We start from the raw sequence: 25,127 nt of genomic DNA, 5'->3' as shown, positions 1-25,127 counted from the left end.
ACGCCGGAGCCCGCGTGCTTCGCACCGGGGCCGGCATCGTCGCGGCCCGGCCGGTTCTGTTCGCCAGCCTCGCGCTGTTCTCGACGCTGGCCGGAATCGTGGCCGACAATGCGCTGAACCGGCAGGCAGGGCGTCACCCCCATCCCATGCTCGCCACGCGTGGAGCCCAGACGACGCGGCTGGCCGAAACACGTCTGACCGGCGCGGCGCAGGCCGCGCCTGTGCCGACCGCGCGCGCCGCCGTCGCCGCGCCCTCGAACGCCGTGGCCAATGATCCGCGCATCATGCCGTTTCCGCTGGTGCGCGAGGCGCAGGTGCTCTTGTCCCAGCAAGGCTACTACAAGGCCGATATTGACGGCCGGCCGGGTCAGGCGACGGACATGGCGATCCGCGACTTTCAGTCCGCGCGCGGGCTGAAGGTGGACGGCATGGCGACGCCGCTGCTTCTCAGCCAACTTCGACAGGCCGCCAATCCGCCGTCCGCGAGCGACGATCCGATCGCGCGGCTGGCCGCGGGCGGCACGGTGGACCCGGCCGCCACGGGCGGCATCGGGGCGGCGCCCGACACGGACCTGGTGCGCCAGATCCAGGCCAAGCTCGCGGAAGCGCGCGTCGCCGATCTCAAGGCGGACGGCATCATGGGCGAGCGCACGCGCGCGGCGATCCGCACCTTTCAGGCGCTGGAAAGCTTGGAGGTGACGGGCGAGCCGAGCCGCGAGGTGCTGGATCGGCTGAACGAGACCGGCGCTTCGGCGTCGCGCTGACGGCTGTCCCATGCGGCTCACCAGTGAAATCTTCGTCGCGGCGCTCCTGCGCCGCGTCTTTGCCGATGGCGGCTTCGCGGCTGTCGAGCGGCGCGGCTCGGAGGCGGCGGGCGCCATCTTCGTGGCGGTGCGCGGGCGATCGGGCGCGCTGCAACTCCTCGGCCCCGCGCCGCAGACCATGGCCGGCGAAGGCGGCGAAAGACGCTTCCTGCGCGAGGCGGCGAGCGACGAGGACGGGTTGCGCCAACGCCTGGAGCGCGAAGCCCGCTTCGACCCGGACTTCTGGGTGGTGGAGATCGAGACCGAGACGCCGGAGGTTTATCTGACGTTGATTGAGGACGAAGGGTAGGGGGGAGCCCTAGACGGACATAGGAAACGGTGTCTCGGGAGAAGACCTTCAAGGAACCGCTCCCATGCTCCCGGAGCTATAGGCGACATCGCCTCCAACCGTTCGGCAGCGGCTTCAGGCCCGCCCTCAAACGCCGCCTATCGGCGCGTAGGATACGCGCTCAGACGGATTTCATCTTCCCTGCGATCAATTCCCCCGCCAATGTCGAGCCCATCTGGCGGATCGCTTTGTAGTCCTCGGCTGAAAACAATTCGGTGACGATGCTGCGAACCAGATCGCAGTCATGTGTCACGACGTGGCGCGCCAGAATATTGGCGTAATGGCTGCGGTTCTTGCCCTTTGTCCCTTTCACGCCCTTGTACACGGCCTTGCCGAGGCGATGAGCGGCCGTCACTAATGACAGGCCCACCATGCCGGCTGCCTTCTTGCCGGCTTTGACCTTCTTCTTGGCGATGATGTAGGGCAAGACCGTATTCAGAATCATGGCGTGATCCTGCACGCCCGTCTCGTGATGGGCGAGGCATCTGCAGGCGTGCTTCTTGCGGCCGATCTTGTGCGTGAGCTCGATGTCGCTCAGGCCTTCCAGATGATCCATCGTGCTGCTGAACGAAACGGCCGATGTGGCCATGCCTGCCGCCGTCATGACGCCGCCAGCCACCAGAAGGCCGACACCGGCTGTTCCGCCGATCGCCAAGCCGCCGACGCCCACCAGAGCCAGATGCTTGGCATTGCTGGTCGCGGAAAGACCTGTGGACACGACAGTCGATGCGATGGATGCGTATTTGCGCACCGTCCGGCTTGTCAGAGCGTCGTCCGTCGCTTCCTTCGGAAAGGCGCTGGGGATATTGGGCCAGTTGCCGGAGACCTCGGCGCTTTCCTGCTCATCAACGCCGCCCATGCGTGACGCTCTCCTATAATGCCCGGACCATGAGGGTCGGATGACGCTCCGATCTTATGCCGGGGCGCATGCGCATCATCAAAGAGCAGGACTTTGCCTTCCGTCTCAAATCCGGCTCAGCCCTTCGCCTCGCGGTTCAACGGGCGGGCGATGCGGCGGCCGAAATCGCGCCGCGTGTTGTCGACATTGCGGTAGACCTCGGGCGAGGTGAGGGGGGCGTGGCGCGCGCTGACGATGAGGCTGCGGCATTCTTCGGCGGGAAGCGCCTTGTAGAAGCGGGCCATGGAATCGAAAGTCGCGACATCCAGCCCGACAGCCGGCTTCAGGAGCATGAGAATGCTCAAGGCGTCGGCGGGGCTGGCCTTCAGGGCTTTCAGCGCGACAGCCAGGGTTTCACCCGTCGGCTCGGAGACGATGCGCTCCAGCATGGAGGTTTCGAGCGAGAAGATTTCGGTCAGAATCTCGTAGAACAGAACCTCTTCCCGCGAGAAGGCGGCGTTCATCAGATCCGTCAGATCGGGGGCCGCTTGCGGCTTGGCCGGACCGCGCCCGGCGGTCGCCAGACGACGCAGAAGCTCGCGGGCCTCGTCCGCGTTGCGGGGCGGCATTCGCCGGCCCGGAGCGGGTGTGCGGGCATTGAACGGGGTTTCCGACAGGAAGTCGGCCGCCAGCGAAGGCGCTTCGATCTCTGGTTCCTGGATGGGCGCGGGCGTCTCGGAGGATAGCGAAGGCGCGGCGGGCGGCATCGCCGTGACCTGCACCTGCGGTTTGGTGGAAACGGGCGGCGGGGTGATGCCGCGCGCATCCCGGTTGCGCACCAGCCGCGCCACGCGCTCGTCGGGCGAAGCGGCCAGCGTTGCCAGATCGGCTTCGCTGAGAACAGGGCTCGACACGAGGAAGGGGGCCGACACCTCGACCGGGCTTTCCAGCATCAGCTCCACTAGCGAGCGCGGCACGCGGCCGGCATGGGACAGGGAAGCCGCCAGATTGCGCTTGGTCTCGGTCCGGATGCGGTTCCAGAGCGGAACCACGAGGCGGCTGAGATCCTCCACCTGCGCGGCGCTCGGATTTCGCAACGAGCCGAAGGTCGCCACAGCGGCAGCCACGACGGTGTCGAATTCCCCCTGGCCGAACTGGCGTTCAAGGGATCGGAAGATACGCGGTGCTGCGTCCTTCATAGTGCTCCGAGGGGGTAGGGTGTGGCTGCCATGCAACCGTCAGGATTAGAGCAAAATTCTTAGCAACCTGTTAACCTTGCAAACGTGTAATCGACATCAGCAAACGCGGGGACCTTTCGGGCCTGCAAGGCTGGGGTCAGTCTCGCGCTTTGCCCCGCCAATCGTCGGGTTGCTTCCCGATCGGCGGGACATAAATCGAGTCTCAAGGACGGGCGGTTCGACTGATGAGCCCGCCGATCCAGGGGCTCCGTCTCAGGGCATGGCGTCGTTGGAAGGAGTGGACGTCAGGCTCAATCAAGGAGAGGAAACACATGGCTGAGGTTCATCAACTCGTTCCGTCGCCGAGGCCGTATCTGGCAGGCCGCCCATGGCGGGGGCCGGAAGGCGGGAACATCGTGATCCTGCCGTGCATCCGGCGGGAGCGGATCGCCGAATTCGTGCCCGTACGCAGCGACGATCGCGCCCTGGCCCGCCGAAGCTTCAAGGCGGCGGACGAAGCGGATGCTTGATTCATCTCAGGGAGCTGATGCCGAGCGAACTCTGCGGGCGCGCTGAGCGTTCGGCAGTCCCGCTCGATAAGGATTGGAATGGGGCTGGGAGCTGAAGCTTTGCCTCACGCCCGTGCTTCCGGAAGCCGTGGGTTTTGGTTCGGCGGTGAGACGAGGCGTCTGATATCTCATGCCGCCTGAAAAGAGGTGGTCAGAACGCGCTGGCCCCGTCAGGGCTCCGTGGTGCCGGCTTCCTCGGGCGTTGCCGGGCGGCAGGTAACCGAACGGGCGAAACGATCCACGAAGGGGCGCTCGCTTTCGGACGGTACGAGAACGCGAACCGTGAGATAGCCGTCCTGACCCGCAACCGCGACAGGCACCGTCGGAATATCGCCGGACGAGCCTTCGATGCGCGCGAGATCGAGCTGCTCGCTGGTGCCGACCAGAAGGTCGAGCCGGCCTTCGAGGGCCACGCGCTCGCTGATCGAATAAAGATTGTCGCCATTATGCGCGTAGATCGACGCCGTCCAGAAGCGCGTCTTCTCGTCCGAAAACAGGCGCGCGGGTCCGTCCTTCAAGGAGAAGCGGCAGGCGACGTCGATAAAGGCGGGGTCCACGAAGACGAAGCCGGCGGGGGAGGCCGCGTGCCGATCGCTTTCGGGTTCTTCGAAGCCGATCCGCACGGTCTGGAACAAGGGGCCGAGCCGGGACAGGCGGCTCCAGGCGTCGTTGTCGGCTTGGCCGGGAATGGCGAAGATGATCGCGATATGGACGATTCCGGCCCCGACGAGGCCGACCAGAATGGCCAGAAGCAGCTTACCCATTCGTCTGGCAGTCCGTTCTCACAATATGGGGCATGGCGATCGGCGCGGCGCCGCTGTCGGTGCTCACCGGCGTGTCGTAGAAGGTGAGGGCCAGGATGTAGCCGCCGTCTCCGACGGTGGCCAGCCAGTTTCCAGGCCGGGCCACGGGGCCGACCGAGATGATCGCCTCGTTGCGGTCGTTGCGCATCCAATGGAGCGAGACGAGGTGGTTCGGCCGGTTGTTGCCGGCCTCGATCAGCCGCCCTTCGAAATCATAGGCCGCGAGGGTCGCGATGCGCGCCGGGGGATAGGCGCCCTCCAGCTGGTACGTGCATTCGCGGCGCAATTCCCGGTTTTGGGAATCGACCCGCGCGCGAAAGGCGACGCCTTCGCCGAGCCCGAGCGTGAGATTGCCCGAACGCGCCTGACGCGCCTTGGCATAAGGATCGGCATTGGGCGAGCCGGCGGTTCGATCGGCGTGCCAAGGGCCGACCACGACGATCTCGGTGCCCTCGAAATGATCGATCATCCAGGCGGCCGAGTAGGAGCCGAGACCAAGCGCGATCGCAAGAGCGATAAGGATCAAGAACAGAAAACGCATCGTCCGACCTTATCGCCGCGAATGGTGCCGCGCGCTAGAGCCCTGGCCTGTGCCAGCCAAGGCAATGGGCCTGTCCGAACCACGCGTCACGGATTGGCGACAGCGGGCTGTGGGCGGGTAGTGCTCCGCGCGGCTGCCGAGGCCAGCTTGCCCGGCGGAACGGGCGTGGCCGACTGCATCAGACGCTCCAGATCGGCCAGCACCTTCTGCGTCTGATTGTTGACGAGGCTCGGGCGGGTGATGCGCGGAATGTCGCCGGCCCCCTCGGTCTTGGCCACTTCGATCGAGCCCGGCGCGGGAATGGGATTGTCGATGAAGGGAATGGGGCGAAGGTCGATGCCCTGATGCGCCGATTCCATGAAGCGCTGCCACGTCATGGCCGGCAGACCGCCGCCCGTCAGCTTGTTGGTCGGCTTGAAACTGTCGTTGCCATACCAGACGGCGGCTGTGAAATTGCCAGTGAAGCCGACGAACCAAGCGTCGCGATAGCCCTGCGTCGTGCCGGTCTTGCCGCCGGCACGGGTCATGGAAAGGCGCGCGCGGCGGGCCGTGCCGACCTCGGGAATGCGCACGAACATCTCGTTCATGCTCTTGGTCGCTTGCTCGGACAGGACGCGGTGGCGCGGGGGAAGATCGCGCCGGGCGTCCCACAGGATCGTGCCGTCGGCGAGCGAGATCTGCTCGATGGAATGGCGCTGCGAGGACAGGCCGCCCGCCGGAAAGACGGAATAGCCGGTGGCCTGATCCAGAACCGTGACCTCGTTGGTGCCGAGCGCGATCGTCTTGTCGCCGCGCAGCGGGGTCTCGACGCCGAAGGATTTGGCGAGCGCGGCGACCTTGCCGGGGCCCACTTCCTGGCTGAGCTTCACCGCGACCGTGTTCAGCGAGCGGGCCATGGCGTCCTGAATTTGGATGCGGCCGGCGAAGGAATTGCCGTAGTTTTGCGGCATCCAATTGCCGACCCGCACGGGACCATCGACGATGAAATCGGTCGGCTTGTGGCCGTTTTCCATGGCGCTCGCATAGACATAGGCCTTGAAGGACGAGCCCGGCTGGCGGAGCGCGCGCGTCGCGCGGTTGAACTGCGACAGGCCATAGTCGCGCCCGCCGACCAGCGCGACGAGCCCGCCTTCGTCGTCCAGCACGGCCATCGCGCCTTCTTCCACGCCATAGGTCTTGCCGAACTGACGCAGGTGAAAATCGACGCTTTCGTCCGCAAGCTTCTGGAGGCCCATGTCGATCGTGGTGCGGGCGACGAAGGTGCGCTGGGGGAAGTCGGAGGCGATGCGCTGGATTTCGTCGAAGGCGTAGTCGAGGAAATAGTCGGGTGCGGGGAGCGCGGAGGCCCGGTCGACGGCGGTGGCGGGATGACGCCGCGCGGCGACGACCTGGCCCTCGGTCATGAAGCCGGCATCCACCATGGCGCCGAGCACGACATTGGCGCGAGCGCGCGCGGCCGGGAGATTGTTGTGCGGCGCATATTGCGTCGGCGCCTTGAACAGACCCGCCAGCATGGCCGCTTCGGACAGGTTCACGTCGCGGATGTTCTTGCCGAAATAGAACTCGGCCGCCGCCGCTGCGCCATTGGTGCCGCCGCCCATATAGGCGCGGTCGAGATACATGCCGAGAATCTCGCGCTTGGTCAGATTGGCTTCGAGCCAGAGCGCGAGGAAGGCCTCGTTGATCTTGCGCTCCAGCGAGCGCTCGTTGGACAGGAAGACATTCTTGGCGAGCTGCTGGGTCAGCGTCGAGCCGCCCTGCACGACGCCGCCGGCGCGCGCGTTCTCACCCAGCGCGCGGGCGAGGCCGAGAAAATCGATGCCCCAATGTTCGAAGAAGCGGCGATCTTCGGTCGCCAGAACCGCCTTCACGAAGTGATCGGGCATCTCGTCGATGGGAACGGCGTTGGCCTTCAGGATGCCGCGCCGGCCGATCTCGTTGCCGTGCCGGTCCAGAAACTGGACGGAGAAATCCGCCTGCTGGGGCAAGCCGTGCCGCGTCATCTTCATGGCGGGCTGGGCGAGTGTCAGCAGCAGGACGAAGCCGACGAGGCCGAGCGTCAGCGCCTCGCAGCACAGTTCGACAGCAATCCGGTTCGGCCCGCGCACGCGAAAGCGACGCGAAAAGATCGTGACCGATTCCCAGAACCTGGAAATGCCATGAAAAAACCGCCACAAGCTGCTGTCCAGCCAGGCGTCGATCTCGATCAGGCCGAAGGGAAGCTTGCGTTTTCCGGGCTTGGCGGGAACTGGTCTGGGCACGGGCGACACCATCCTCCGGCAGGCTTCTCTGGCCCTTCGGCTCATTCTACAGGAAGCGATTCGAGAGACAATCGAATGCCTTGTCCTAGCGATCCTTCCTGAGGGAAGAGGTGTGGAGATTGCGTGGCGGAACAAGGCCGAAAGCGGAAATCATGAAGCAATTCGTCAGGTGCGGTCTTTGAGCAACACACCCTTCTGGAAGCGCAAGACGCTGGAGGAAATGACGTCGGAGGAGTGGGAATCCCTCTGCGACGGCTGCGGGCGCTGCTGCCTGAACAAGCTGGAGGATTGGGACACCGGCGAGATCATCTGGACTCATCTCGCCTGCAAGCTCTTGGACGGCGAGAGTTGCCGCTGTTCCAATTATGTGGACCGTTTCGAGAGCGTTCCGGACTGCGTGGCGCTCGACCCCGCGACGGTGCGCTCCATCCCCTGGCTGCCGCCGAGCTGCGGCTATCGGCTTGTGGCGGAAGGGCGGGATCTGCGATGGTGGCACCCGTTGATTTCGGGCGATCCGGAGACGGTGCATCTGGCGGGCGTCTCGGTTCAAGGCCAGACAGTCAGCGAGGAAGGGTTGGAGCCCGAGGACTACGAGGACCATCTGGCGGATTGGCCGGGCGAGGACCCAGGCGATGGCTATGCCGGTGCGCTATCGGGCGACGATTCCAAAATAGGAAAATAGTCCTTGACTGCGTCACGGTGCTCGGGTAGTCTTCAGACACAATCGAGAGAGTGGGTTCAAAAGCGGCGGTTCCGGCAGGAGCGGCCGCTTTTTGCATTCAAGGGGGTGGCATGGCGGGACGAACCAAAGCCGGCAAGCTTTTGTCGGATCGGCTGCTGCGGGCCCTGACGCAGGAAATGACGGCGCTGGAGGCGGCGCGGCCGACCAAGCGAAAGCGCGGCGCGGAGGGCGAGACGGAAGCGGACGGCGCGTCGCGCCCGGCGGACACGAAGGCGCGAATCGAGGCAATCGGCCATCTGACCCGCAGCCTGGAGAAGCTTCTGGAACTGCGCCAGATCGAGACGTTGGGCCTGACCGCGCAGGCGGAGGGCGACGATGCCGCCACCGAGCGGTTGCGCGAAGAAATGCTGAAGCGCCTGCGCGCGCTCGACGCGCGCCGGCCGGTGGGCGCGAGCTTGTTCGACGGGCTGGGTGCTTCGGGTGCTGGCGCTTGAGCGGGGAAGAGGCACTGGGAGCTTTGAGCGAAGGCGAGTTCTGGCAGGCGGTGGAAGCGGAGATCGGCCGCCAGCCCCGGCGCGTTCTGGCGCGCGCCATGCCGGAATGGGCCGCGCTCGCCCGGCCGGCTCAGCTTCCCCCGCCCGGCGACTGGCGACAATGGCTGCTGATCGGCGGCCGAGGCTCGGGCAAGACGCGGGCGGGGGCCGAATGGGTGCGCGCGCTGGCGCTGGGGCTCGCCCCGCTGGCCGGCCGCGTTCACGGGCGGATCGCGCTTCTGGCCGAAACGCTGGGCGACGCGCGCGAGGTGATGATCGAGGGCGAGAGCGGGCTGCGCGGACTGCATTACGAGACGCCGCCCGTGTTCGAGGCGACGCGCCGCCGGCTGGTGTTTGCCAATGGCGCGGTGGCGCAGATTTTCTCCTCGGAAGACCCTGACGCTTTGCGCGGCTATCAGTTCGACGCGGCCTGGGGCGACGAACTCGCCAAATGGACCCATGCGGAAGACTGTTTCGACAATCTGCAACTGGCCCTGCGCCTGGGCGTGAGCCCGCGCATGGCGCTGACCACGACGCCGCGCGCCGTGCCGCTTCTCAAACGCCTGATGGCGGAGCCGGGAACGCGCGTGACCCATATGCGCACGGCCGAGAACCGCGCCCATCTCGCCCCCGGCTTCTTCGAGGCGATGCAGGCGCGCTATGGCGGCTCGCGGCTCGGGCGGCAGGAACTCGACGGCGAACTGGTGGAAGGGCGCGAGGACGCGCTGTTCGACCGCGCCACGATCGACCGCAACCGGCGGCGCACCGCGCCGGCGCTGCGGCGCGTGGTCGTGGCTGTCGATCCGCCGGCGACGGCGACCCATCGCTCGGACGCCTGCGGCATCGTCGCGGCCGGACTGGGAGAGGACGGGCAGGTCTATGTTCTGGCCGATCGCAGCCGGCGCGGCTTGAAGCCGCCCGAATGGGCGGCGCGGGCGGTCGCGTTGTTCGGCGAGTTGGAGGCCGACCGGCTCGTGGTCGAGGTGAACCAGGGCGGCGACATGGTGACATCGGTGATCCAGGCCGTCGCGCCTCATGTGCCGGTGTCGAGCGTCCGGGCCATGCGCGGCAAGTGGCTGCGGGCCGAGCCCGTGGCCGCGCTTTACGAGCAGAACCGCGTCCACCATGTCGGCAGTCTGGCCGAGCTGGAGGACGAGATGTGCGATTTCGGGCCGGACGGGTTGTCGACCGGACGCTCGCCGGACCGGCTCGACGCGCTGGTCTGGGCCGTGACGGCACTGACCGCGCCGGCGCAGACGCCCCGCATTCGCAGCCTTTGAAGCGGCCGGGCGGCTGCCTGACGGCGCGCCCCATCCTTTGACAGCGGAGACATCATGACACTCTCTTCACGGCTGTGGGCGCTGACGCGCCTCGGCGGCGAGGGCGCGCGCGTGCCCGAACGCAAATCGACGGGCGGCTCGCTCGTCTTCGGCGGGGCAGCGGAGACCGCGCAATGGAGCGAGCGCTCCTATGCCGGCCTGTCGCGCGCCGGCTTCATGCAGAACCCGATCGTCTATCGCTGCGTCCGGCTCGTGGCCGAGACGGCGGCAGCCGTCCCGGTGCTGCTCTATGACGGCGCGCAGGAGGTGGAGACGCATCCGATCCTCGATCTCCTGCGCCGGCCCAACCCGGCGCAGGATGGGGCGGGGTTTCTGGAAGCGCTCTGCGGGCATCTCCTTCTCTCAGGCACCGCGCATGTCGAGGCGCTGAGCCTCGACGGGCAGCCGCGCCAGCTTCACGCGCTGCGGCCTGACCGGGTGCGCGTTCTCTGCGGGGCGGATGGCTGGCCGCAGGCGGTGGAATATCGCGCCGGCACCAGCCTGCGCCGGATGAGCCTCGAGGCCGAGGAGGGCATGGCGCCGGTTCTGGCGATCCGGCTGTTTCATCCGCTGGGCGAGGGCGAGGGTTTCGCGCCGCTTCAGGCCGCGCAGACGGCGCTCGACCTGCACAATGCCGCGACGCGCTGGAACAAGGCGCTTCTCGACAATTCGGCCCGGCCCTCGGGCGCGCTGGTCTATCAGCCGGGCGATGGCGGCTCCTTGTCGTCCGACCAGTTCGACCGGCTGAAGACGGAACTGGAAAGCGGCTATGCCGGCGCGGCGCGCGCCGGGCGGCCCATGCTTCTGGAGGGCGGGCTCGACTGGAAGAGCATGGCGCTGAGCCCACGCGACATGGACTTCATCGAAGCGCGCAACGGCGCGGCGCGCGACATCGCCGTCGCCTTTGGCGTGCCGCCCATGCTGCTCGGCATCCCAGGCGACGCGACCTATGCGAACTATGCGGAAGCCAACCGCGCCCTGTTTCGCCTGACCGTCCTGCCGCTTCTCGCGCGCCTTCTGGCGGCGCTGGGCGACTGGCTGTGCGCGGGGTTCGAGCCCGGCCGGCGCTTGCGGCTCGGCTTCGACGCCGACCGGATCGAAGGGCTTTCGGCCGAGCGCGAGGCGCTCTGGGCGCGGCTCGGCGCGGCCGGCTTCCTCGACGACGACGAGAAGCGCGAGGCGGTCGGCTATGGGCCGCGCCGCCGCTGACCTCCCGAAAGGATCGACCATGGACACGATGACGGGCGAGATGGTTTCGCCGCTGACGCTCTGGATCGCCAAGCTCGCCGGAGCGGTGGGCGGCTCGGTGATCTCCGTCGCCTATCTCTTGCCGGCCGGCCGGCGCGAGGCGGCGGTGCGATTTCTGGCGGGCGCGGTGACGGGCCTCGTCTTCGGCGGGCCGGCGGGGCTCGCCCTGTCCGATCATCTGGGCTTCACCGAGCGCATCGGCGCGGCGGAGATGGCGCTGATCGGCTCGGCCACCGCCAGCCTTTGCGCCTGGTGGGCGCTCGGCGTGCTCCAGCGCTTCGCCGACGGCCTGATGGCCGCCGCCGGGCGGCGCGGGGGCGGCGCGTGAGGAGCGTGCCGACCATCCGGCGCGGTGCGCCGGGAGACAACCGGCCGGCCGGCTTCGTTTCAGGTTATGCCAGCGTCTTCGAGCGGACCGACCTCTCGGGCGATCGCATCCGGGCAGGGGCCTTCGCCCGCGCCTTGCGGGAGCGGGGGCCGGGCGGCATCCGGATGCTTTGGCAGCACGACCCGGCGCAGCCCATCGGTGCCTGGACCAAGCTCGTGGAGGATGCGCGCGGCCTCTATGCCGAAGGGCGTCTGGCGCTCGACACGGCGCAGGGGCGCGACGCCTTCGCCCTTCTGCGCCAGGAGGCGCTCGACGGGCTTTCGATCGGATTTCGCGCCCGGCACAGCCGGCCGCTTCGAGGCGGCGGCGCGCGGCGGCTGCTCCTCGACATCGACCTTCTGGAGATCTCCATCGTGACCTTCCCCATGCAGGAAGCGGCGCGGGTGCGCGAAGCGCGCGGCGATCTCCTTTCCCGGTTCGCGGACGCCGCACGGCGGATCGCGGAGGCCACCCTTTCCGCTTCTCTCAAGGAGACCTCATGCAGACGATGATGAACGGCGCGATCGAAACCAAGGCCGGCACGGGCGCGGAGGGCGCGGATGCGCTCGACGAGCTCATGCGCGCCTTCGACGCCTTTCGCGAGGCCAATGACGAGCGCCTCGGCCAGATCGAGCGGCGCATGGGCGCCGACCCGCTGACGGAGGAGAAGGTCGATCGCCTGTCCAAGGCGATGGACGAGCACGAGAAGCGCATGGAAAAGCTGGTGCTGCGCAACCTGCGCCCGCCTGTTGGTGGCGAGGGCGGGCAGGCGCTGCCGAGCGAGCATCGCTCCGCCTTCGAGGCCTATGTGCGGGCCGGCGACGAGGGGCGGATGCGCCGGCTGGAGGAAAAGGCCATGTCGGGCCTGGTCGGCGCGGATGGTGGCTTCCTCGTGCCGCCCGAGACGGAAGCCGAGATCGGCCGCCGCCTCGCCAATGTCTCGCCGATCCGCGCCATTGCGGGCATCCGCACCGTCTCGGCGGCTGTCTTGAAGAAGCCCTTCGCGCTGGCCGGCGCGCAGACGGGCTGGGTCGGCGAAGCGGATGCGCGGCCGCAGACGGCGCAGCCGGCGCTGGGCGAACTCGTGTTCCCGACCATGGAACTCTACGCCATGCCGGCGGCGACCAACGCGCTTCTGGACGACACGGCGGTCGATATCGACGCCTGGATCGGCGAGGAGGTCGAGCAGGCCTTCGCCACGCAGGAGGGCACGGCCTTCGTGACCGGCGACGGCGCGGCCAAGCCCAAGGGCTTCATGGCCTATGATACGGTGCCGGAAGCCCAATGGGCCTGGGGTAAGGTCGGCACCGTGGCCTCGGGAGCGGCCGGCAATTTCGCCGCCGCCTCCGGCTCCGACGCGCTGATCGACCTCGTTTATGCGCTGAAGGCCGGCTACCGGCAGAACGCCTCCTTCGTGATGAACCGGCGCACGCAGAGCGCCGTGCGCAAGCTGAAGGACGCGGAGGGCAACTATCTCTGGCAGCCCCCAGTCGCCGTGGGCGGCAAGGCCAGCCTGATGGGCTTTGCAGTGGTCGAGGCCGAGGCCATGCCGGATATGACGGCTGGGGCGAACGCCATCGCCTTCGGCGACTTCTCGCGCTTCTATCTCGTGGTGGACCGGCAGGGCGTGCGCGTGTTGCGCGATCCGTATTCCGCCAAGCCCTACGTCCTTTTCTATACGACCAAGCGCGTGGGCGGCGGCATTCAGGATTTCGACGCAGCGAAATATCTGCGCTTCTCCGCCAACTGAGCTGAGCGACAAAACAACAGGAGGCCGGGCCGCAAGCCCGGCCTTTTTCTTTGGAGTTAGGAGGCTGGCGCGACATGATCTGGATCGAACTGGAAACCGCGAGCACGGAGCCGGTCTCGCTGGCCGAGCTGAAGACCTTTCTGCGGCTCGACCGCGACGACGAGGACGCGCTGGCGGGCACCTGCCTTCGCGCGGCCCGGCAGGCGGTGGAGGCGGAAACGGGGCTGGTGCTGACCGAGCGGCGCGTGCGGCTCGCCTTCGAGGTGGAGCCGACGCAGGACGAGATCGCGATCCGCCGCCGGCCGGTGCGCTCGCTCCTCGGCGCGGTGGGCTACGACGAGGGGGGCGTCGCGACTCCGCTCGACATCGCTTCGTTTCACCTGGAGGCCATGCCCTTCGGCGCGAGGCTGATCCTGCCGCCCGGCCTCGCGCACCGCGCGCGGAACGGGGTCGAGGTCGAAATCCGCGTGGGGCAGGCGAAGGCGGAGGTGCCGGACGCTTTGAAGCTCGCCATCATCAGGCTGGCGGCGGCGAGCTTCGAGACGCGTGGTGCGGTCGGCTCCGGTTTGCAGCCGGCCTTCATGCCGCCGCTGGCGCGTGCGCTGATGTCACCCTTTCGCGCGCCGAGGCTCTGAGATGGCGATGCAGTTTCTCGACCCGAGCCTTCTCACGCAGCGCGCGGCGATCGAGCGCAACGAGCCGGTGGCGGATGGTTTTGGGGGCGCGCGGGACAGATGGGTGGAGATGGCCGAGACCTCCGTGCGGGTGGAGCCGCTCAAGGCCGAAGCGGAGGAGCGCTTCGGCCAGCGGGTCGGCACGCTGACGCACCGCGTGACGCTGCGCTTTCGGGCAGGGCTGGAGCGCGGCATGGCCTTTCGCCTGCGCGGGCGGCGGCTCCTGATCCGCAGCCTTCTCGACCCCGACGAGACCAGGCGTTGGCTTGTCTGCCGCTGCGAGGAGAAGACGTGATCGAGGCGGTGCGCGCGACGCTGCGCAAGGGGGCGCTGCGACGGGCGATGGCACGTGCGCTACGCGCGAAGCTGGCGAAGCGGATCGAGGAGGCGGGCCGCGCCGCAGCTTTTGCAGCAGCCTCCGATGCGGCGTCCAAACCCTCACGAAAAATTAACGAATCGGACGTGGCGGGCGGCCCTGTCACGTCATATTATGAAATGTATCAGGTGTGATCGCAGGCATCGAAAGGGCTTTGGAGCATGTCGCATCCCAGCGCGGAATTGCAGACGACCATCGTGGGCGCGCTGAAGGGTGACCCGGCGCTGACCAGACTTCTCGGCGGGCCGAAAGTGTTCGACCACGTGCCGGAAAAGGCGAGCTTTCCCTATCTGACGCTGGGCCGCACGGCCGTCATCGACTGGTCCACCGGCACCGAAGATGGGGCAGAGCACATCCTGACTCTGCACGTTTGGGCGAAGGGCGGGTCGAAACAGGAAACCTACGAGATCATGAACATGATCTCCGAACGGCTGAACGACGCGACGCTGCCGCTGGAAACGCACCGGCTCGTCAATCTCCAGCTTCAATTCGCCGAAGCGCGGCAGGAGGCGGATTCGCCGACCTATCACGGCATCATGCGCTTTCGCGCGGTGACGGAGCCGCTGGCCTCCTAATCGCTCCACTCAGTTTCATCTCACGCGAGGGCGGCTTTCGAGCCGCCCTTTTTTGTTGCTCGAATTCGGACGGTTCGCATGGGCGCGCAAAGGGGCAAGGACTTTCTTCTCAAACTCGACGCGGAGGGCAGCGGCACGTTTCAGACCGTGGCGGGGCTTCGCTCGCGCCGCATCTCGTTCAATGCGGAAACGGTGGACGTGACCAATAGCGACAGCGCCGGGCGCTGGCGCGAGCTTCTGGGCGGGGCGGGCGTGCAGCGCGCGGCGTTGTCGGGCGCGGGCATCTTCAAGGACGCGGCCTCCGACATGGCGGTGCGCAAGCTCTTCTTTGAAGGGCGGATCGGGGCCTTTCAGGCGATCATTCCCGATTTCGGCCGAGTGAGCGGGCCGTTTCAGGTGACGGCGCTCGAATATTCCGGCGAGCACAATGGCGAAATCGCCTTCGAACTGACGCTGGAATCGGCCGGCGCGCTCAGCTTCGAGGCGCTGTGATGGCGGCCAATCGCAGGCGCGGCGAGATCGCCGCCACCATCGACGGGCGCGAACGCGTGCTCTGCCTGACGCTGGGCGCGCTGGCCGAACTTGAAGCCGCCTTCGCGCTGGACGACATTTCCGCGCTGGCGGCGCGCTTCGGCTCGGGGCGACTCTCGGCCTTCGACCTGACGCGCATCATCGGTGCGGGGTTGCGCGGCGCGGGGGAGACGGTGAGCGATGCCCAGGTCGGTGCGATGCGCTTCGAGGGCGGCGCGGCGGGCGCGGTGGGCGCAGCGAGCGCGCTTCTGGAAGCCGCCTTCGGGCTGGGGGGAGACACCACCGCCCGCCCTTGAGCGCCGCCGCGCCGGCCGGGCCGCAGCCGGACGCGGCGGCTTTTCCCTGGGACGAGGCGATGGCGCTCTGCTTCGGCACGTTTCGCCTCAGTCCGCGTGATTTCTGGGCTCTGACGCCGCGCGAACTCGCCGCCCTCGTCGCGCCCTTTTCCCGAACCCGTGCGGCCGCGCCGAGCCGCGAGCGGCTCGACCAGCTTTTGGCCCTTTATCCCGACTGGAGATGACATGAGTGTTGGAAACGGCGGGGACGCCGTCGATACGATGCGCATTGCGGTGGAAGCCGACACGAGCGGCTTCGAGCGGGCGCTGACCGATCTCTCCGCCCGCGCCGACCGTTTCGGCGCGGCGCTCTCGACGGCGCTGAAAGGCGCGGTCGGCGGCGGGCGCTCGCTCGACGGCGTTTTGCGGGGGCTGGGCGGGCGCATCTCGGCCATCGCGCTGGACGCGGCCTTGAAACCGCTGACGCAACTGGCCGGCAACGCGTTCGGGCAGGTTCTCTCCGGGCTTGCCGGCGGCGCGAGTTCTGCACCGGGTGGCGGGCAGGCGGGCGGCATCGTGCCCTTCGCCAAGGGCGGGGTGGTGCGCGCGCCGAGCTTCTTTCCGGCCGGCGGGCAGGTCGGTTTGATGGGCGAGGCGGGGGCGGAGGCGATCATGCCGCTGAAGCGCGGCGCGGACGGCTCTCTCGGCGTTGCCGTCGAGGGCGGCCAGCGCGGCGTGACAACTGTCGTCTTCAACGTTTCGACGCCGGACGCGGCGAGCTTCCGCAAGGCCGAAACGCAGCTTCAGGCCATGCTGGCGCGCGCGGCGCTGCGCGGGCAGAGGGGGCTCTGATGGGGATCGCCTCTTTCAGCGAGGAGCGCTTTCCGCTTTCGGTCGCCTTCGGCACCTCGGGCGGGCCGGAACGGCGAACCGACATCGTGCGCCTCTCCACCGGCTACGAGAATCGCAACCAGCGCGGCCGCCATTCCTGGCGGCGCTACGACGCGGGATCGGGCGTGAAGAGCCTCGGCGATCTCATGCGCGTTCTCGAATTCTTCGAGGCGCGGCGGGGGCGGCTCGTGGGCTTTCGCTTTCGCGACCCGCTCGACGCATCGTCCGCGCGCTGGGGGCAGGCGGTGACAGGGTTCGATCAGCGGATCGGAACCGGCGACGGCTCGACCACAAGCTTCCAACTCGTGAAGCGCTATGGCGAAGGCGAGGGAGCCTATGCGAGGCCGATCCGAAAGCCGGTCGCCGGAACGTTTCGACTGGCATTGAACGGCGCGCCGGTCGAGGCCGACATCGACACGGCGACGGGTCTCGTAACCCTGAAAGCCCCGCCGGCGGCTGGCAGCGCCATCACGGCCGGTTTCGAATTCGACGTGCCGGTGCGCTTCGACATCGACCATCTCGCCGTCAATCTCGCGGCTTTCCAAGCCGGCGACATCCCGTCCATTCCGCTTGTGGAGATCCGTCCGTGAGAGTGCTGTCCGACGCCTTTCAAGCCCGGCTGAAGGAGCCGGCGACGACGCTGGCGAGCGCCTGGCGTCTGACCCGGCGGGACGGAACCGTGTTCGGCTTCACCGACCATGACGAAGACCTCCAATTCGCCGGCACGCTGTTTCGCGCCCGCACGGGCTGGACATCGGGCGAAAGCGAGACGGCGCGCGGGCTCGGCGCGGGAACGGAGGCCGTGGAGGGCGGCTTTGCCGACGAGGCGATCCGCGAGGAGGAGGTTGAGCGCGGTCTCTTCGACGGCGCGAGTGTCGAGACGTTTCGCGTCGATTGGCAAGAGCCCGCCCATCACGTCCTGATGGACAGCGCCGATCTCGGTGAGGTGACGCGCGGGCCGGCTGGGTTTCGCGCCGAGTTGCGAGGGCTCGCGGCGCAGCTCGACCGGCAGCGAGGCCGTACCTATCGCCGACGCTGCGACGCCGTGCTGGGCGACCGGCGCTGCGGTGTCGATCTCGGCCCCTGGACGCGGCTTGTCGATCTTGTGGCGGGCAGCGCCGAACGGCTCGTGATCCGGCCGGTGGAGCCGATCGCGCGGGCCGATCAGGGGCTCTTTGCGCAGGGTCGGCTTCTCTTGGGGGCGAGCGGCGAAGTGGTGCCGCTGCGGGGGCTGACGGAGGGTGCGGAGGCGGGGACGCTGCTGGCATTCCTCGCGCGGACCCCCGCGCAGGTCCCGGCCGCTGGCAGCCGGGTGCGTCTCATCGCGGGCTGCGACCGGGCCTTTGCCACCTGCCGGGATCGCTTCGGCAATAGCGTGAATTTTCGCGGCTTTCCGCATCTGCCGGGCGCGGACGCGGCGTTGAACATCGCCAAGAGCGACGGGCTGCATGATGGCTCGCCGGTGGTGCCATGATGCGGACGCGAGTGCTGGCGGCCGCGCGCGGCTTTCTGGGCACGCCCTATCGCCATCAGGGAAGCCGGGCGGGCGTCGGCTGCGATTGCCTCGGCCTCGTGCGCGGGGTCTGGCGCGAGGTCTATGGCGCGGAGCCGGAGCGCCCCAGCCCCTACAGCACCGACTGGGCGGAGACCGGCGCGGGCGACCCAATGATGGAGGCGGCTCGTCGTTATTTCCATCCCGTGGAGCGCGCGTCGGCTGCGCCGGGCGATCTCGTTCTGTTTTGTTGGCGGCCCGGCCGACCGGCGCAGCATTGCGGCATTCTGGACGAGAGCGCCGGGCCGGGGCTGCGGCTCATTCATGCCTATGAGGGCGCTTCGGTCGTCTCCTCGCCGCTGACGCCGGGCTGGGCCGGGCGGATCGCGGGCTTTTTCCAGTTCATCGAGCGGAGTTGATCCATGGCGACCATCCTCTTGCAGGCGGCGGGCGGCGCGCTGGGCGGCTTGATCGGCGGGCCCTTCGGGGCGATGGCCGGGCGGGCCATCGGAGCGCTCGGCGGCTCGGCCATCGACGGCGCGCTGTTCGGCGCGCGCACCAAGCGGCAGGGGCCACGCCTGACGGCGAGCCGCATCATGGAGGCCGACGAGGGGGCGGGCGTCGCGCGTCTCTACGGCACGGCCCGGATCGCGGGGCAGGTGATCTGGACGACGCGCTTCGAGGAAGCGGCGACCACCGAGCGCACGGGCGGCAAGGGTTCCGCGCGCGGGCGCGGCGAGGTGACGACCTACAGCTATTTCGGCAATGTCGCGATCGGCCTGTGCGAAGGGCCGATTGCCCATGTCAGGCGCATCTGGGCCGATGGCGAGGAACTCGACCTCTCGCTGGTGACGTGGCGCCTGCACAAGGGAACGGAGGACCAGGAACCCGACCCGCTGATCGAGGCCCGGCAGGGGCAAGGCAACGCGCCGGCCTATCGCGGGCTCGCTTATCTGGTGTTCGAGCGCCTGCCGCTGGAGCGTTGGGGCAACCGCATTCCGCAGATGTCCTGCGAGGTGATCCGACCCGTCGGCGAACTGGAAGCGGGGCTGCGGGCGATCACGATCATTCCCGGCGCGACGGAGCATGGGCTCGACCCCATGCCCGTGCGCGAGCGGGTCGGCCCCGGCGAGGATCGGCTCATCAATCGCAACATGCTGCACGGCGCGAGCGATCTCACAGCCTCGCTGGATGAGTTGACGGCGCTTTGCCCTCGCTTGGAGCGCGCTGCGCTGGTAGTGAGCTGGTTCGCGGACGATCTACGTGTCGGCCATGCCAGCGTGCGACCGGGCGTCGAGGTGCGCCAACGCGACGAGACGGTGCCTTTGCGCGGGGGCGGCGCGACGCGCGACGAGGCGCGTCTCGTCAGCCAGATCGAGGGCGCGCCGGCCTATGGCGGCACGCCATCGGATGCGGGCGTGCTGCGGGCCATCGCCGAATTGCGCGGGCGCGGGCTGAAGGTGACGCTCTATCCCTTCCTGATGATGGACGTGCCTGATGGCAACGGGCTGCCCGATCCCTATGGTGGGGCGGAGCAGGCGCCCTATCCCTGGCGCGGCCGGATGACGCTCGATCTGGCACCGGGTCGCAAAGGCTCGGCTGATCGGACGGCTGTGGCGCGGGGTGACATCGCGCGTTTTCTGGGACAGGCGAAGGTGTCCGACTTCGCGGTGGCGGGACGTGAGGTGACCTATAGCGGCGCGCCCGAATGGTCCTACCGGCGCATGATCCTTCATGCCGCGCATCTGGCCAAAGTTTCGGGCGGGGTCGATGCCTTCGTGATCGGGTCGGAAATGCGCGGGCTCACGTCTCTCCGCGACGAGGCGGGACGCTTTCCCTTCGTGGAAGGACTGGTGACGCTCGCCCGGGAGGTGAAGGCGCTTCTGCCAACTACGCTCGTCACCTATGCCGCCGATTGGAGCGAATATTTCGGCTACCAGCCGCAGGACGGCTCCGGCGACGTGTTCTTTCAGCTCGATGCGCTCTGGAGCGACCCGGCGATCGGGGCGGTTGGGATCGACAATTACCTGCCGCTGGCCGACTGGCGCGACGGCGACGCGGCGAAAGAAATGCCGTCGCCCTATGATCGGGAGACGTTGGGGCAGGGGGTCGCAAGCGGCGAATATTTCGACTGGTTCTATCCGAGCGAAGCGGCGCGGCGCGCGGGGCAGCGCAGCCCGATTAGCGACGGGCTCGGCAAGCCTTGGGTCTTCCGCGCCAAGGATTTGAAAAGTTGGTGGTCGAACCCGCACGTGGAGCGACGCGGCGGCGTGGAGCAGGCGCAACCGACAGCCTGGGTGCCGATGTCGAAGCCGATCTGGTTCACCGAACTCGGCTGCCCGGCGATCGACAAAGGGGCGAACCAGCCCAATGTTTTCTACGATCCGAAATCGGCGGAAAGCGCCTGGCCGCATTTCTCCAACGGCGGGCGGGACGATCTCGCGCAGCGCCGCTTTCTGGAAGCGCATCTGCGCCATTGGAACCCGGCGGCGGCCGGCTTCGAGGCGGCTAACAATCCGGTGTCGCCGATCTATGGCGGCCGCATGGTGCCGCCGGAGACCATTCATGTCTGGTGCTGGGACGCGCGGCCGGCTCCCGCCTTTCCCGACCGGGCCGATGTCTGGGCCGATGGCGGCAATTGGGAGCGCGGCCATTGGTTGACCGGCCGTCTCGGCCGCGCGCCGCTGGACGGGCTTATTGATCATCTTTTGCACGATCACGGGTTCGCGTTGGGGGATACGGCGGAGGTCGATGGCGATCTCGGCGGCTTTCTCGTGCCGGGGCCGGGCTCGGCGCGGGCCGAGTTGGAAGAACTGCTGCGCCTCGCGGGCGTCGAAGCACGGTCGGAAGGCGGTCGCCTGCGGTTTCGCTCCATGGCGCGGCGGGGGCGGGACGTCTTGCTGGAGGCGCTGGCGGACGAGGGGGATGCGCCGCCCCTGGAGGTTCGCCGAGCCGAGCCGAGCGAGATGGCGGAGGAGGTTCTGGTCGGCTTCAGCGACCCGGCGCGGGCCTATCAATCCGCCGTGGCGGAAGCGGCACTCGGCGATGCCGATCGACCGAAGCAGGTCCATGTCGAACTGCCGATCGTTCTCTCGGAGGGGCAGGCCCGGCGGCTCGCCGCCGATCTTCTCGACCGGGAAACGGGCGAGCGCGAGACTGCAAGCTTCGCGCTGTCTCCCGCAGCGCTGAGCCTGTCTCCGGGGGACCATGTTCGTCTGCCGGGTGGCGAGGGCGTCTGGCGGATCGAGCGGATCGAGGATGGCCTGATGCGGCGCGTCGAGGCGTCCCGCCTTCGCAGTCTCGTTCCGCGTCCGGTGGAGGCGGGGAATGCGGAGGCTCCGGCTTCCGTCCAGCCCGCTTTCGCGTCCCGCCCCGTGGTGCATTGGATGGACCTGCCCAAGATCGAGGGGGTCGGCGGCGCGGCGGTGGCGGCCATGAGCCGGCCCTTCGTGCCGCTCGACCTCTTCGCTTCCGTGACGGATACGGGGTTTCAAAGCTTCGCCCGCATCGGGCGGCCCGCGACGCTCGGTGCGCTGGCCCAGCCGCTCGGGGCGGGGCGCGAAGGCGTCTTCGACCGCACCCATGCAGCTGTCGTGGAACTCGCTTTCGGTGCCCTGTCCTCCGTGCCGGAGGCGGCGCTGATGGCGGGCGCGAACCGGGCGGCGATCCGCTCGGCCTCGGGGGCCTGGGAAGTGATCCAGTTCGGCGAGGCCGAAGAGGTGGCGCCGGGGCGCTTCCGCCTGCAACATCTGCTGCGTGCGCTCAACGGAACGGAGGCGGCAATGCGGGCCGGGCATCCGAAGGGCGCGGCCTTCGTTCTCCTGGACGGGGCCTGTGTGCCGGTTCCCGCTGCTGTCTCGGGCCTCGGGATGGAGCGGCATTGGCTGGCCGCGCCCTCCGGCCGACCCTTGGGCGACGATGCGGCCGACCGGCAGACGGTTGCGCTCGGCCGGCGCGCGCTTCTGCCCTTGTCACCCTGCCATCTTGCGGGGCGGATCGCCGCGGACGGAACGCTGTCGCTGCGCTGGGTGCGCCGCAGCCGAGCCGCTGTCGAAGGCTGGGACGAGGCCGACATGCCGCTCGGCGAGGAGCGCGAGGCCTATCGCGTGACCCTGTCGGCCGAAGGCGGCTCGAACCTCGCTCTCGACGCCGATGAGCCGGCCTTGCGGGTCGAGTCTTCGGTCTGGCGCGCGGTGCTCCCATCCGGCGGCACACGGCTCGACATCGCCGTGGCGCAGGTCAGCGCCAGTGTCGGCCCTGGCGAGGCGAGGCGCATCTCTTTTGCAACATTGGCATGAAACAGCACTTTCAGGAGGATATATGAACGACACCAAAGACTGGTGGAAATCCAAGACGGTCTGGGGCGCGCTCGTTTCGATGGGCGCGAGCCTCGCGGCGCTGCGCGGCTTCGAACTGGACGGGCTCTCGCAGGACCAACTGGCCGGCACACTGGCGGCTTTGGCCTCGGCGATCGGCGCGGCGGTGGCAATCCTCGGGCGCTTCCAGGCGCGATCGGAAATCCGCTGACGGAAAAAGGCGAATTTCCGACATTCATTCGACATTCAGCGGCCAGCGCCTAGAAGAAGGAGGACATGAACCGGGAAAGCCGATGACCCGTCGAACGCCTCTCTCCCTTCTCATCGCCGGCCTTTCGCTTTGGGCGGCGGCCGCGCCTGCCTCCGCGAACTGGTCCGCGTCGGGATCGGCGGCGGCCTGGACGCATGCTCCGGCCGCCGCCTATGAGCGGCCGGAGCTTCTGGCCCAAGGCGGCTGCTCCGCTGCCGCCGCGCAAGCCGCCGCGCAGAGCGGCGGCCAGGTTCTGTCGGTCCAGATCGCCGATCAAGGCGGGCGAACGGTCTGCGTCGTCACGGTCTTGGTGCCGGCGCGCGATGGCAGCCGACCCCGCCGTCAGACGATCACGATTCCGCAATAGATCGGCACGAATCGAAACGCCGAACCGGAGAGCCGATGCGTATCTTGGTCGTTGAGGATGACGCGCAACTGAGCCGCCAACTGGGCGAAGCGTTGCGCGCGGCTGGCTATGTCGTGGACAGCGCCTCGGACGGCGAGGATGGACATTTTCTCGGAGACACCGAGCCTTACGACGCCGTGATCCTCGATGTCGGCCTGCCGAAGATGGACGGGATCAGCGTTCTGGAACGCTGGCGGCGCGACGGGCGCACCATGCCGGTTCTGCTTCTGACGGCGCGCGATCGCTGGAGCGACAAGGTGGCGGGTATCGACGCGGGTGCGGACGATTATGTCGCCAAGCCTTTCCATATGGAGGAGGTGCTGGCCCGGCTGCGCGCCCTGATCCGCCGTGCGGCCGGCCACGCCTCGTCCGAAATTCATTGCGGGCCGCTGCGCCTCGACACCAAATCCTCTCGCGCCACGATCGATGGGACGCCCCTGAAGCTGACCTCGCACGAGTATCGGCTTCTGGCCTATCTCATGCATCATCAGGGCGAGATCGTTTCGCGCAGCGAGCTGACGGAACATATGTATGATCAGGATTTCGACCGCGATTCCAACACGATCGAAGTCTTCGTCGGCCGGCTGCGTCGCAAGCTCGGCATCGATCTGATCGAGACGGTTCGCGGCCTCGGCTATCGGATGCGGAGCTCGGGATAGGGGCCGTGCCGATCTTCAAAGGCCCGGGCGGCTGGAGCCGCAGCCTGACCGTTCGCGTCGTCGGCATGTCGAGCCTCTGGGCCATCGCGGCCTTTCTGGTCATCGGCGGTCTGATTTCACAGCTCTACGAGCGCACGGCCCAATCGGGCTTCGAAGCGGTGGTGCGAGCACAGCTGTTCAACCTCGTCAACGCCGTGACGGTGGACGAGAACGGCGCGCTGCGCGGCGTGCCCGATCTCGGCGATCTCGCCTATTCGCAGCCCTTGTCGGGCTGGTACTGGGAGGTTCTGCCAGCCAGCGCCAATACGACGGGACGGCTCACATCGTTCTCGCTCGGGCGGGCGCGGATCGCCGACGTGCCGGAGACGGCTGCGCCCTTCGACATGCAATATCGCCGCGATTACCGCGTGCCCGGGCTCGACGGCGAGACGCTTTATGTTGAAGAGGCCGAGGTGGTTCTGGATGGCGAGAACCACGCCGCGCGCTTTCGCGTGATGGGCAATGCGAGCACGCTCGACGCCGACATTGCGGCCTTCAACCGCTCGCTGACCCTTTATCTCGGCCTTTTCGGGCTGGGTTCGACCGTGATCAATGCTCTTGCCATTCTTTATGGACTGCGCCCGCTTTCCGTCGTTCAGCGCTCGCTGGCATCCGTGCGCGCGGGCGAGCGGGAGCGGCTGGAGGGGAGCTTCCCAACGGAAATTCAGCCGCTGGCCGCCGAGATGAACGCGCTGATCGACAGCAACCGGCGCATCATTGAGCGTGCCCGAACGCAGGTCGGCAATCTCGCCCATGCGCTGAAGACGCCGGTCGCCGTGCTCCTGAACGAAGCCGGCGCCATCGGCGGCGAGCGGGGGCGGGTGCTGCGCGAGCAGGGCGAGCGGATGCAGGCCCATGTCCAGCACTATCTCGACCGCGCGCGCATTGCGGCCGGTGGCGAAAGCGCGATCGCCCGCACGCCGGTTCGCCCCATCGTGGATCGGCTGCTGCGCGTGATGGTCAAGCTCAACCCCGGCTTTCGCATCGATGCCCGTATCGATCCGGCGGCGGAGCGGCTGGTGTTTGCCGGCGAGCAGCAGGATCTGGAGGAGATGCTCGGCAATCTCCTGGAGAATGCCGCGAAATATGGGCGCAGCCGCATCGAACTGACGCTGGCGGTATCGGACGCGGCGAGTTTTGCCGTCACCGTATCGGACGATGGTCCGGGTTTGACGCCCGAGGAGATCGTGGAGGCCACGAAGCGGGGCCGGCGCTTCGACGAGACGGTGCCCGGCAGCGGGCTCGGCCTGTCGATCGTGGCTGAGACCGTTTTGCAATACCGCGGCGGTTTTCAACTGGAGCGATCCGAATTCGGGGGATTGCGGGCCTGCCTGACCTTGCCTCGCTCGGGGGATGCGCCGATCTCCTGAAATGTTCGGATTTTCCGGAGCGGGTCGTTCAG

General features: G+C 68.0%; 31 protein-coding genes. 26 read left to right on the top strand and 5 right to left on the bottom strand.

Annotation, left to right across the window (positions count from 1 at the left end):
* Nucleotides 1–14 precede the first annotated feature (14 nt).
* Both NS365_RS13115 and NS365_RS13110 read left to right on the top strand, forming a co-directional pair.
* Nucleotides 15–764, top strand: coding sequence for a peptidoglycan-binding domain-containing protein (locus tag NS365_RS13115; RefSeq protein WP_058600732.1), 750 nt, complete (start codon nt 15–17; stop codon nt 762–764).
* A 10-nt stretch (nt 765–774) separates the two neighbouring features.
* On the top strand, nt 775–1,113 hold the full coding sequence (locus NS365_RS13110; RefSeq protein ID WP_058600731.1) for a DUF1491 family protein: 339 nt from the start codon (nt 775–777) through the stop codon (nt 1,111–1,113).
* Between the two features lie 160 nt (nt 1,114–1,273).
* Here NS365_RS13110 and NS365_RS13105 read toward each other — a convergent pair whose 3' ends face one another.
* Together NS365_RS13105 and NS365_RS24515 are read right to left on the bottom strand one after the other, a co-directional pair.
* Entirely contained in the window at nt 1,274–2,011 is a 738-nt protein-coding gene (locus tag NS365_RS13105; RefSeq protein WP_058600730.1) for a hypothetical protein, read from the bottom strand.
* A 116-nt stretch (nt 2,012–2,127) separates the two neighbouring features.
* Nucleotides 2,128–3,189 (bottom strand): hypothetical protein, encoded by a 1,062-nt coding sequence (locus NS365_RS24515; protein ID WP_058600729.1) that lies wholly within the window; start codon nt 3,187–3,189, stop codon nt 2,128–2,130.
* Nucleotides 3,190–3,500: 311 nt separating this feature from the next.
* Here NS365_RS24515 and NS365_RS13095 point away from each other — a divergent pair, with 311 nt between their 5' ends.
* Entirely contained in the window at nt 3,501–3,698 is a 198-nt protein-coding gene (locus NS365_RS13095; protein ID WP_058600728.1) for a hypothetical protein, read from the top strand.
* Between the two features lie 209 nt (nt 3,699–3,907).
* On the opposite strand, the gene NS365_RS13090 is transcribed toward NS365_RS13095, so the two are convergent.
* The 3 genes from NS365_RS13090 to NS365_RS13080 all read right to left on the bottom strand — a co-directional run bounded on the left by NS365_RS13090 (nt 3,908) and on the right by NS365_RS13080 (nt 7,354).
* Nucleotides 3,908–4,501 (bottom strand): DUF1254 domain-containing protein, encoded by a 594-nt coding sequence (locus NS365_RS13090; protein WP_058600727.1) that lies wholly within the window; start codon nt 4,499–4,501, stop codon nt 3,908–3,910.
* On the bottom strand, nt 4,494–5,081 hold the full coding sequence (locus NS365_RS13085) for a DUF1214 domain-containing protein (protein ID WP_058600726.1): 588 nt from the start codon (nt 5,079–5,081) through the stop codon (nt 4,494–4,496). The genes NS365_RS13090 and NS365_RS13085 overlap by 8 nt, the downstream gene beginning before the upstream one ends.
* Before the next feature lie 86 nt (nt 5,082–5,167).
* On the bottom strand, nt 5,168–7,354 hold the full coding sequence (locus tag NS365_RS13080; RefSeq protein WP_058600725.1) for a transglycosylase domain-containing protein: 2,187 nt from the start codon (nt 7,352–7,354) through the stop codon (nt 5,168–5,170).
* Between the two features lie 166 nt (nt 7,355–7,520).
* Here NS365_RS13080 and NS365_RS13075 point away from each other — a divergent pair, with 166 nt between their 5' ends.
* From NS365_RS13075 to NS365_RS12965, 23 genes are all read left to right on the top strand, one after another.
* On the top strand, nt 7,521–8,024 hold the full coding sequence (locus NS365_RS13075; protein WP_082684607.1) for a YcgN family cysteine cluster protein: 504 nt from the start codon (nt 7,521–7,523) through the stop codon (nt 8,022–8,024).
* 110 nt (nt 8,025–8,134) lie between these two features.
* Nucleotides 8,135–8,518, top strand: coding sequence for a hypothetical protein (locus tag NS365_RS13070; protein ID WP_058600724.1), 384 nt, complete (start codon nt 8,135–8,137; stop codon nt 8,516–8,518).
* Between the two features lie 62 nt (nt 8,519–8,580).
* Nucleotides 8,581–9,837, top strand: a complete 1,257-nt coding sequence (locus NS365_RS13065) for a DNA-packaging protein (RefSeq protein ID WP_058600938.1) — start codon at nt 8,581–8,583, stop codon at nt 9,835–9,837.
* Nucleotides 9,838–9,891: 54 nt separating this feature from the next.
* Nucleotides 9,892–11,085, top strand: a complete 1,194-nt coding sequence (locus tag NS365_RS13060; protein WP_058600723.1) for a phage portal protein — start codon at nt 9,892–9,894, stop codon at nt 11,083–11,085.
* Nucleotides 11,086–11,104: 19 nt separating this feature from the next.
* Nucleotides 11,105–11,452, top strand: coding sequence for a DUF6107 family protein (locus NS365_RS13055; protein ID WP_058600937.1), 348 nt, complete (start codon nt 11,105–11,107; stop codon nt 11,450–11,452).
* Nucleotides 11,449–12,003, top strand: a complete 555-nt coding sequence (locus tag NS365_RS13050; protein ID WP_082684589.1) for an HK97 family phage prohead protease — start codon at nt 11,449–11,451, stop codon at nt 12,001–12,003. The genes NS365_RS13055 and NS365_RS13050 overlap by 4 nt, the downstream gene beginning before the upstream one ends.
* Nucleotides 11,991–13,241: a phage major capsid protein gene (locus tag NS365_RS13045; protein WP_058600722.1), complete on the top strand. Its 1,251-nt coding sequence runs from the start codon at nt 11,991–11,993 to the stop codon at nt 13,239–13,241. The genes NS365_RS13050 and NS365_RS13045 overlap by 13 nt, the downstream gene beginning before the upstream one ends.
* A 74-nt stretch (nt 13,242–13,315) precedes the next feature.
* On the top strand, nt 13,316–13,876 hold the full coding sequence (locus NS365_RS13040) for a head-tail connector protein (protein WP_058600721.1): 561 nt from the start codon (nt 13,316–13,318) through the stop codon (nt 13,874–13,876).
* 1 nt (nt 13,877) lies between these two features.
* Nucleotides 13,878–14,210, top strand: coding sequence for a phage head closure protein (locus tag NS365_RS13035; RefSeq protein WP_058600720.1), 333 nt, complete (start codon nt 13,878–13,880; stop codon nt 14,208–14,210).
* A complete protein-coding gene (locus NS365_RS13030; protein WP_058600719.1) occupies nt 14,207–14,425 on the top strand; it encodes a hypothetical protein in 219 nt (72 codons plus the stop codon). Before NS365_RS13035 ends, NS365_RS13030 begins: the two co-directional genes overlap by 4 nt.
* 27 nt (nt 14,426–14,452) lie before the next feature.
* Nucleotides 14,453–14,866, top strand: coding sequence for a DUF3168 domain-containing protein (locus tag NS365_RS13025; RefSeq protein WP_058600718.1), 414 nt, complete (start codon nt 14,453–14,455; stop codon nt 14,864–14,866).
* 78 nt (nt 14,867–14,944) lie between these two features.
* Nucleotides 14,945–15,358: a phage major tail protein, TP901-1 family gene (locus tag NS365_RS13020; RefSeq protein WP_058600717.1), complete on the top strand. Its 414-nt coding sequence runs from the start codon at nt 14,945–14,947 to the stop codon at nt 15,356–15,358.
* A complete protein-coding gene (locus NS365_RS13015; RefSeq protein ID WP_058600716.1) occupies nt 15,358–15,693 on the top strand; it encodes a gene transfer agent family protein in 336 nt (111 codons plus the stop codon). Before NS365_RS13020 ends, NS365_RS13015 begins: the two co-directional genes overlap by 1 nt.
* Nucleotides 15,690–15,917: a phage tail assembly chaperone gene (locus NS365_RS13010; protein ID WP_058600715.1), complete on the top strand. Its 228-nt coding sequence runs from the start codon at nt 15,690–15,692 to the stop codon at nt 15,915–15,917. The genes NS365_RS13015 and NS365_RS13010 overlap by 4 nt, the downstream gene beginning before the upstream one ends.
* A 1-nt stretch (nt 15,918) precedes the next feature.
* Nucleotides 15,919–16,524, top strand: coding sequence for a phage tail tape measure protein (locus tag NS365_RS13005; RefSeq protein ID WP_244498443.1), 606 nt, complete (start codon nt 15,919–15,921; stop codon nt 16,522–16,524).
* A 5-nt stretch (nt 16,525–16,529) separates the two neighbouring features.
* Complete coding sequence (locus NS365_RS13000; protein WP_058600934.1) at nt 16,530–17,153, top strand: DUF2460 domain-containing protein; 624 nt, start codon at nt 16,530–16,532, stop codon at nt 17,151–17,153.
* A complete protein-coding gene (locus NS365_RS12995; RefSeq protein ID WP_058600714.1) occupies nt 17,150–18,037 on the top strand; it encodes a DUF2163 domain-containing protein in 888 nt (295 codons plus the stop codon). Before NS365_RS13000 ends, NS365_RS12995 begins: the two co-directional genes overlap by 4 nt.
* Nucleotides 18,037–18,474 (top strand): NlpC/P60 family protein, encoded by a 438-nt coding sequence (locus tag NS365_RS12990; protein ID WP_430515422.1) that lies wholly within the window; start codon nt 18,037–18,039, stop codon nt 18,472–18,474. The genes NS365_RS12995 and NS365_RS12990 overlap by 1 nt, the downstream gene beginning before the upstream one ends.
* Before the next feature lie 3 nt (nt 18,475–18,477).
* Complete coding sequence (locus NS365_RS12985; protein WP_058600712.1) at nt 18,478–22,353, top strand: baseplate multidomain protein megatron; 3,876 nt, start codon at nt 18,478–18,480, stop codon at nt 22,351–22,353.
* A 22-nt stretch (nt 22,354–22,375) separates the two neighbouring features.
* A complete protein-coding gene (locus NS365_RS12980) occupies nt 22,376–22,582 on the top strand; it encodes a hypothetical protein (RefSeq protein WP_058600711.1) in 207 nt (68 codons plus the stop codon).
* Nucleotides 22,583–22,664: 82 nt separating this feature from the next.
* Complete coding sequence (locus NS365_RS12975; protein WP_058600710.1) at nt 22,665–22,988, top strand: hypothetical protein; 324 nt, start codon at nt 22,665–22,667, stop codon at nt 22,986–22,988.
* A 35-nt stretch (nt 22,989–23,023) separates the two neighbouring features.
* Entirely contained in the window at nt 23,024–23,686 is a 663-nt protein-coding gene (locus NS365_RS12970; protein ID WP_058600709.1) for a response regulator transcription factor, read from the top strand.
* 5 nt (nt 23,687–23,691) lie between these two features.
* On the top strand, nt 23,692–25,095 hold the full coding sequence (locus NS365_RS12965; protein ID WP_244498442.1) for an ATP-binding protein: 1,404 nt from the start codon (nt 23,692–23,694) through the stop codon (nt 25,093–25,095).
* Nucleotides 25,096–25,127: the final 32 nt, after the last annotated feature.

Origin of the sequence: Aureimonas ureilytica, assembly GCF_001475935.1 — a bacterium.
Lineage (GTDB): Bacteria > Pseudomonadota > Alphaproteobacteria > Rhizobiales > Rhizobiaceae > Aureimonas > Aureimonas ureilytica_A.
Note: the sequence above shows the minus strand (reverse complement) of the source record. Positions and strands in the feature narration are given on the sequence as shown.

Bases quoted from the DNA above. Each gene is read 5' to 3' on its own strand.
- NS365_RS12970 (WP_058600709.1), top strand. From the start codon at position 23,024: ATGCGTATCTTGGTCGTTGAGGATGACGCGCAACTGAGCCGCCAACTG.
- NS365_RS13055 (WP_058600937.1), top strand. From the start codon at position 11,105: ATGGACACGATGACGGGCGAGATGGTTTCGCCGCTGACGCTCTGGATC.
- NS365_RS13080 (WP_058600725.1), bottom strand. From the start codon at position 7,354: ATGGTGTCGCCCGTGCCCAGACCAGTTCCCGCCAAGCCCGGAAAACGC.
- NS365_RS12975 (WP_058600710.1), top strand. From the start codon at position 22,665: ATGACCCGTCGAACGCCTCTCTCCCTTCTCATCGCCGGCCTTTCGCTT.
- NS365_RS13110 (WP_058600731.1), top strand. From the start codon at position 775: ATGCGGCTCACCAGTGAAATCTTCGTCGCGGCGCTCCTGCGCCGCGTC.
- NS365_RS13005 (WP_244498443.1), top strand. From the start codon at position 15,919: ATGAGTGTTGGAAACGGCGGGGACGCCGTCGATACGATGCGCATTGCG.
- NS365_RS12990 (WP_430515422.1), top strand. From the start codon at position 18,037: ATGCGGACGCGAGTGCTGGCGGCCGCGCGCGGCTTTCTGGGCACGCCC.
- NS365_RS13025 (WP_058600718.1), top strand. From the start codon at position 14,453: ATGTCGCATCCCAGCGCGGAATTGCAGACGACCATCGTGGGCGCGCTG.
- NS365_RS12980 (WP_058600711.1), top strand. From the start codon at position 22,376: ATGAACGACACCAAAGACTGGTGGAAATCCAAGACGGTCTGGGGCGCG.
- NS365_RS13040 (WP_058600721.1), top strand. From the start codon at position 13,316: ATGATCTGGATCGAACTGGAAACCGCGAGCACGGAGCCGGTCTCGCTG.
- NS365_RS13020 (WP_058600717.1), top strand. From the start codon at position 14,945: ATGGGCGCGCAAAGGGGCAAGGACTTTCTTCTCAAACTCGACGCGGAG.
- NS365_RS13090 (WP_058600727.1), bottom strand. From the start codon at position 4,501: ATGGGTAAGCTGCTTCTGGCCATTCTGGTCGGCCTCGTCGGGGCCGGA.
- NS365_RS13105 (WP_058600730.1), bottom strand. From the start codon at position 2,011: ATGGGCGGCGTTGATGAGCAGGAAAGCGCCGAGGTCTCCGGCAACTGG.
- NS365_RS13085 (WP_058600726.1), bottom strand. From the start codon at position 5,081: ATGCGTTTTCTGTTCTTGATCCTTATCGCTCTTGCGATCGCGCTTGGT.
- NS365_RS24515 (WP_058600729.1), bottom strand. From the start codon at position 3,189: ATGAAGGACGCAGCACCGCGTATCTTCCGATCCCTTGAACGCCAGTTC.
- NS365_RS13035 (WP_058600720.1), top strand. From the start codon at position 13,878: ATGGCGATGCAGTTTCTCGACCCGAGCCTTCTCACGCAGCGCGCGGCG.
- NS365_RS13015 (WP_058600716.1), top strand. From the start codon at position 15,358: ATGGCGGCCAATCGCAGGCGCGGCGAGATCGCCGCCACCATCGACGGG.
- NS365_RS13095 (WP_058600728.1), top strand. From the start codon at position 3,501: ATGGCTGAGGTTCATCAACTCGTTCCGTCGCCGAGGCCGTATCTGGCA.
- NS365_RS13045 (WP_058600722.1), top strand. From the start codon at position 11,991: ATGCAGACGATGATGAACGGCGCGATCGAAACCAAGGCCGGCACGGGC.
- NS365_RS13070 (WP_058600724.1), top strand. From the start codon at position 8,135: ATGGCGGGACGAACCAAAGCCGGCAAGCTTTTGTCGGATCGGCTGCTG.
- NS365_RS12985 (WP_058600712.1), top strand. From the start codon at position 18,478: ATGGCGACCATCCTCTTGCAGGCGGCGGGCGGCGCGCTGGGCGGCTTG.
- NS365_RS13060 (WP_058600723.1), top strand. From the start codon at position 9,892: ATGACACTCTCTTCACGGCTGTGGGCGCTGACGCGCCTCGGCGGCGAG.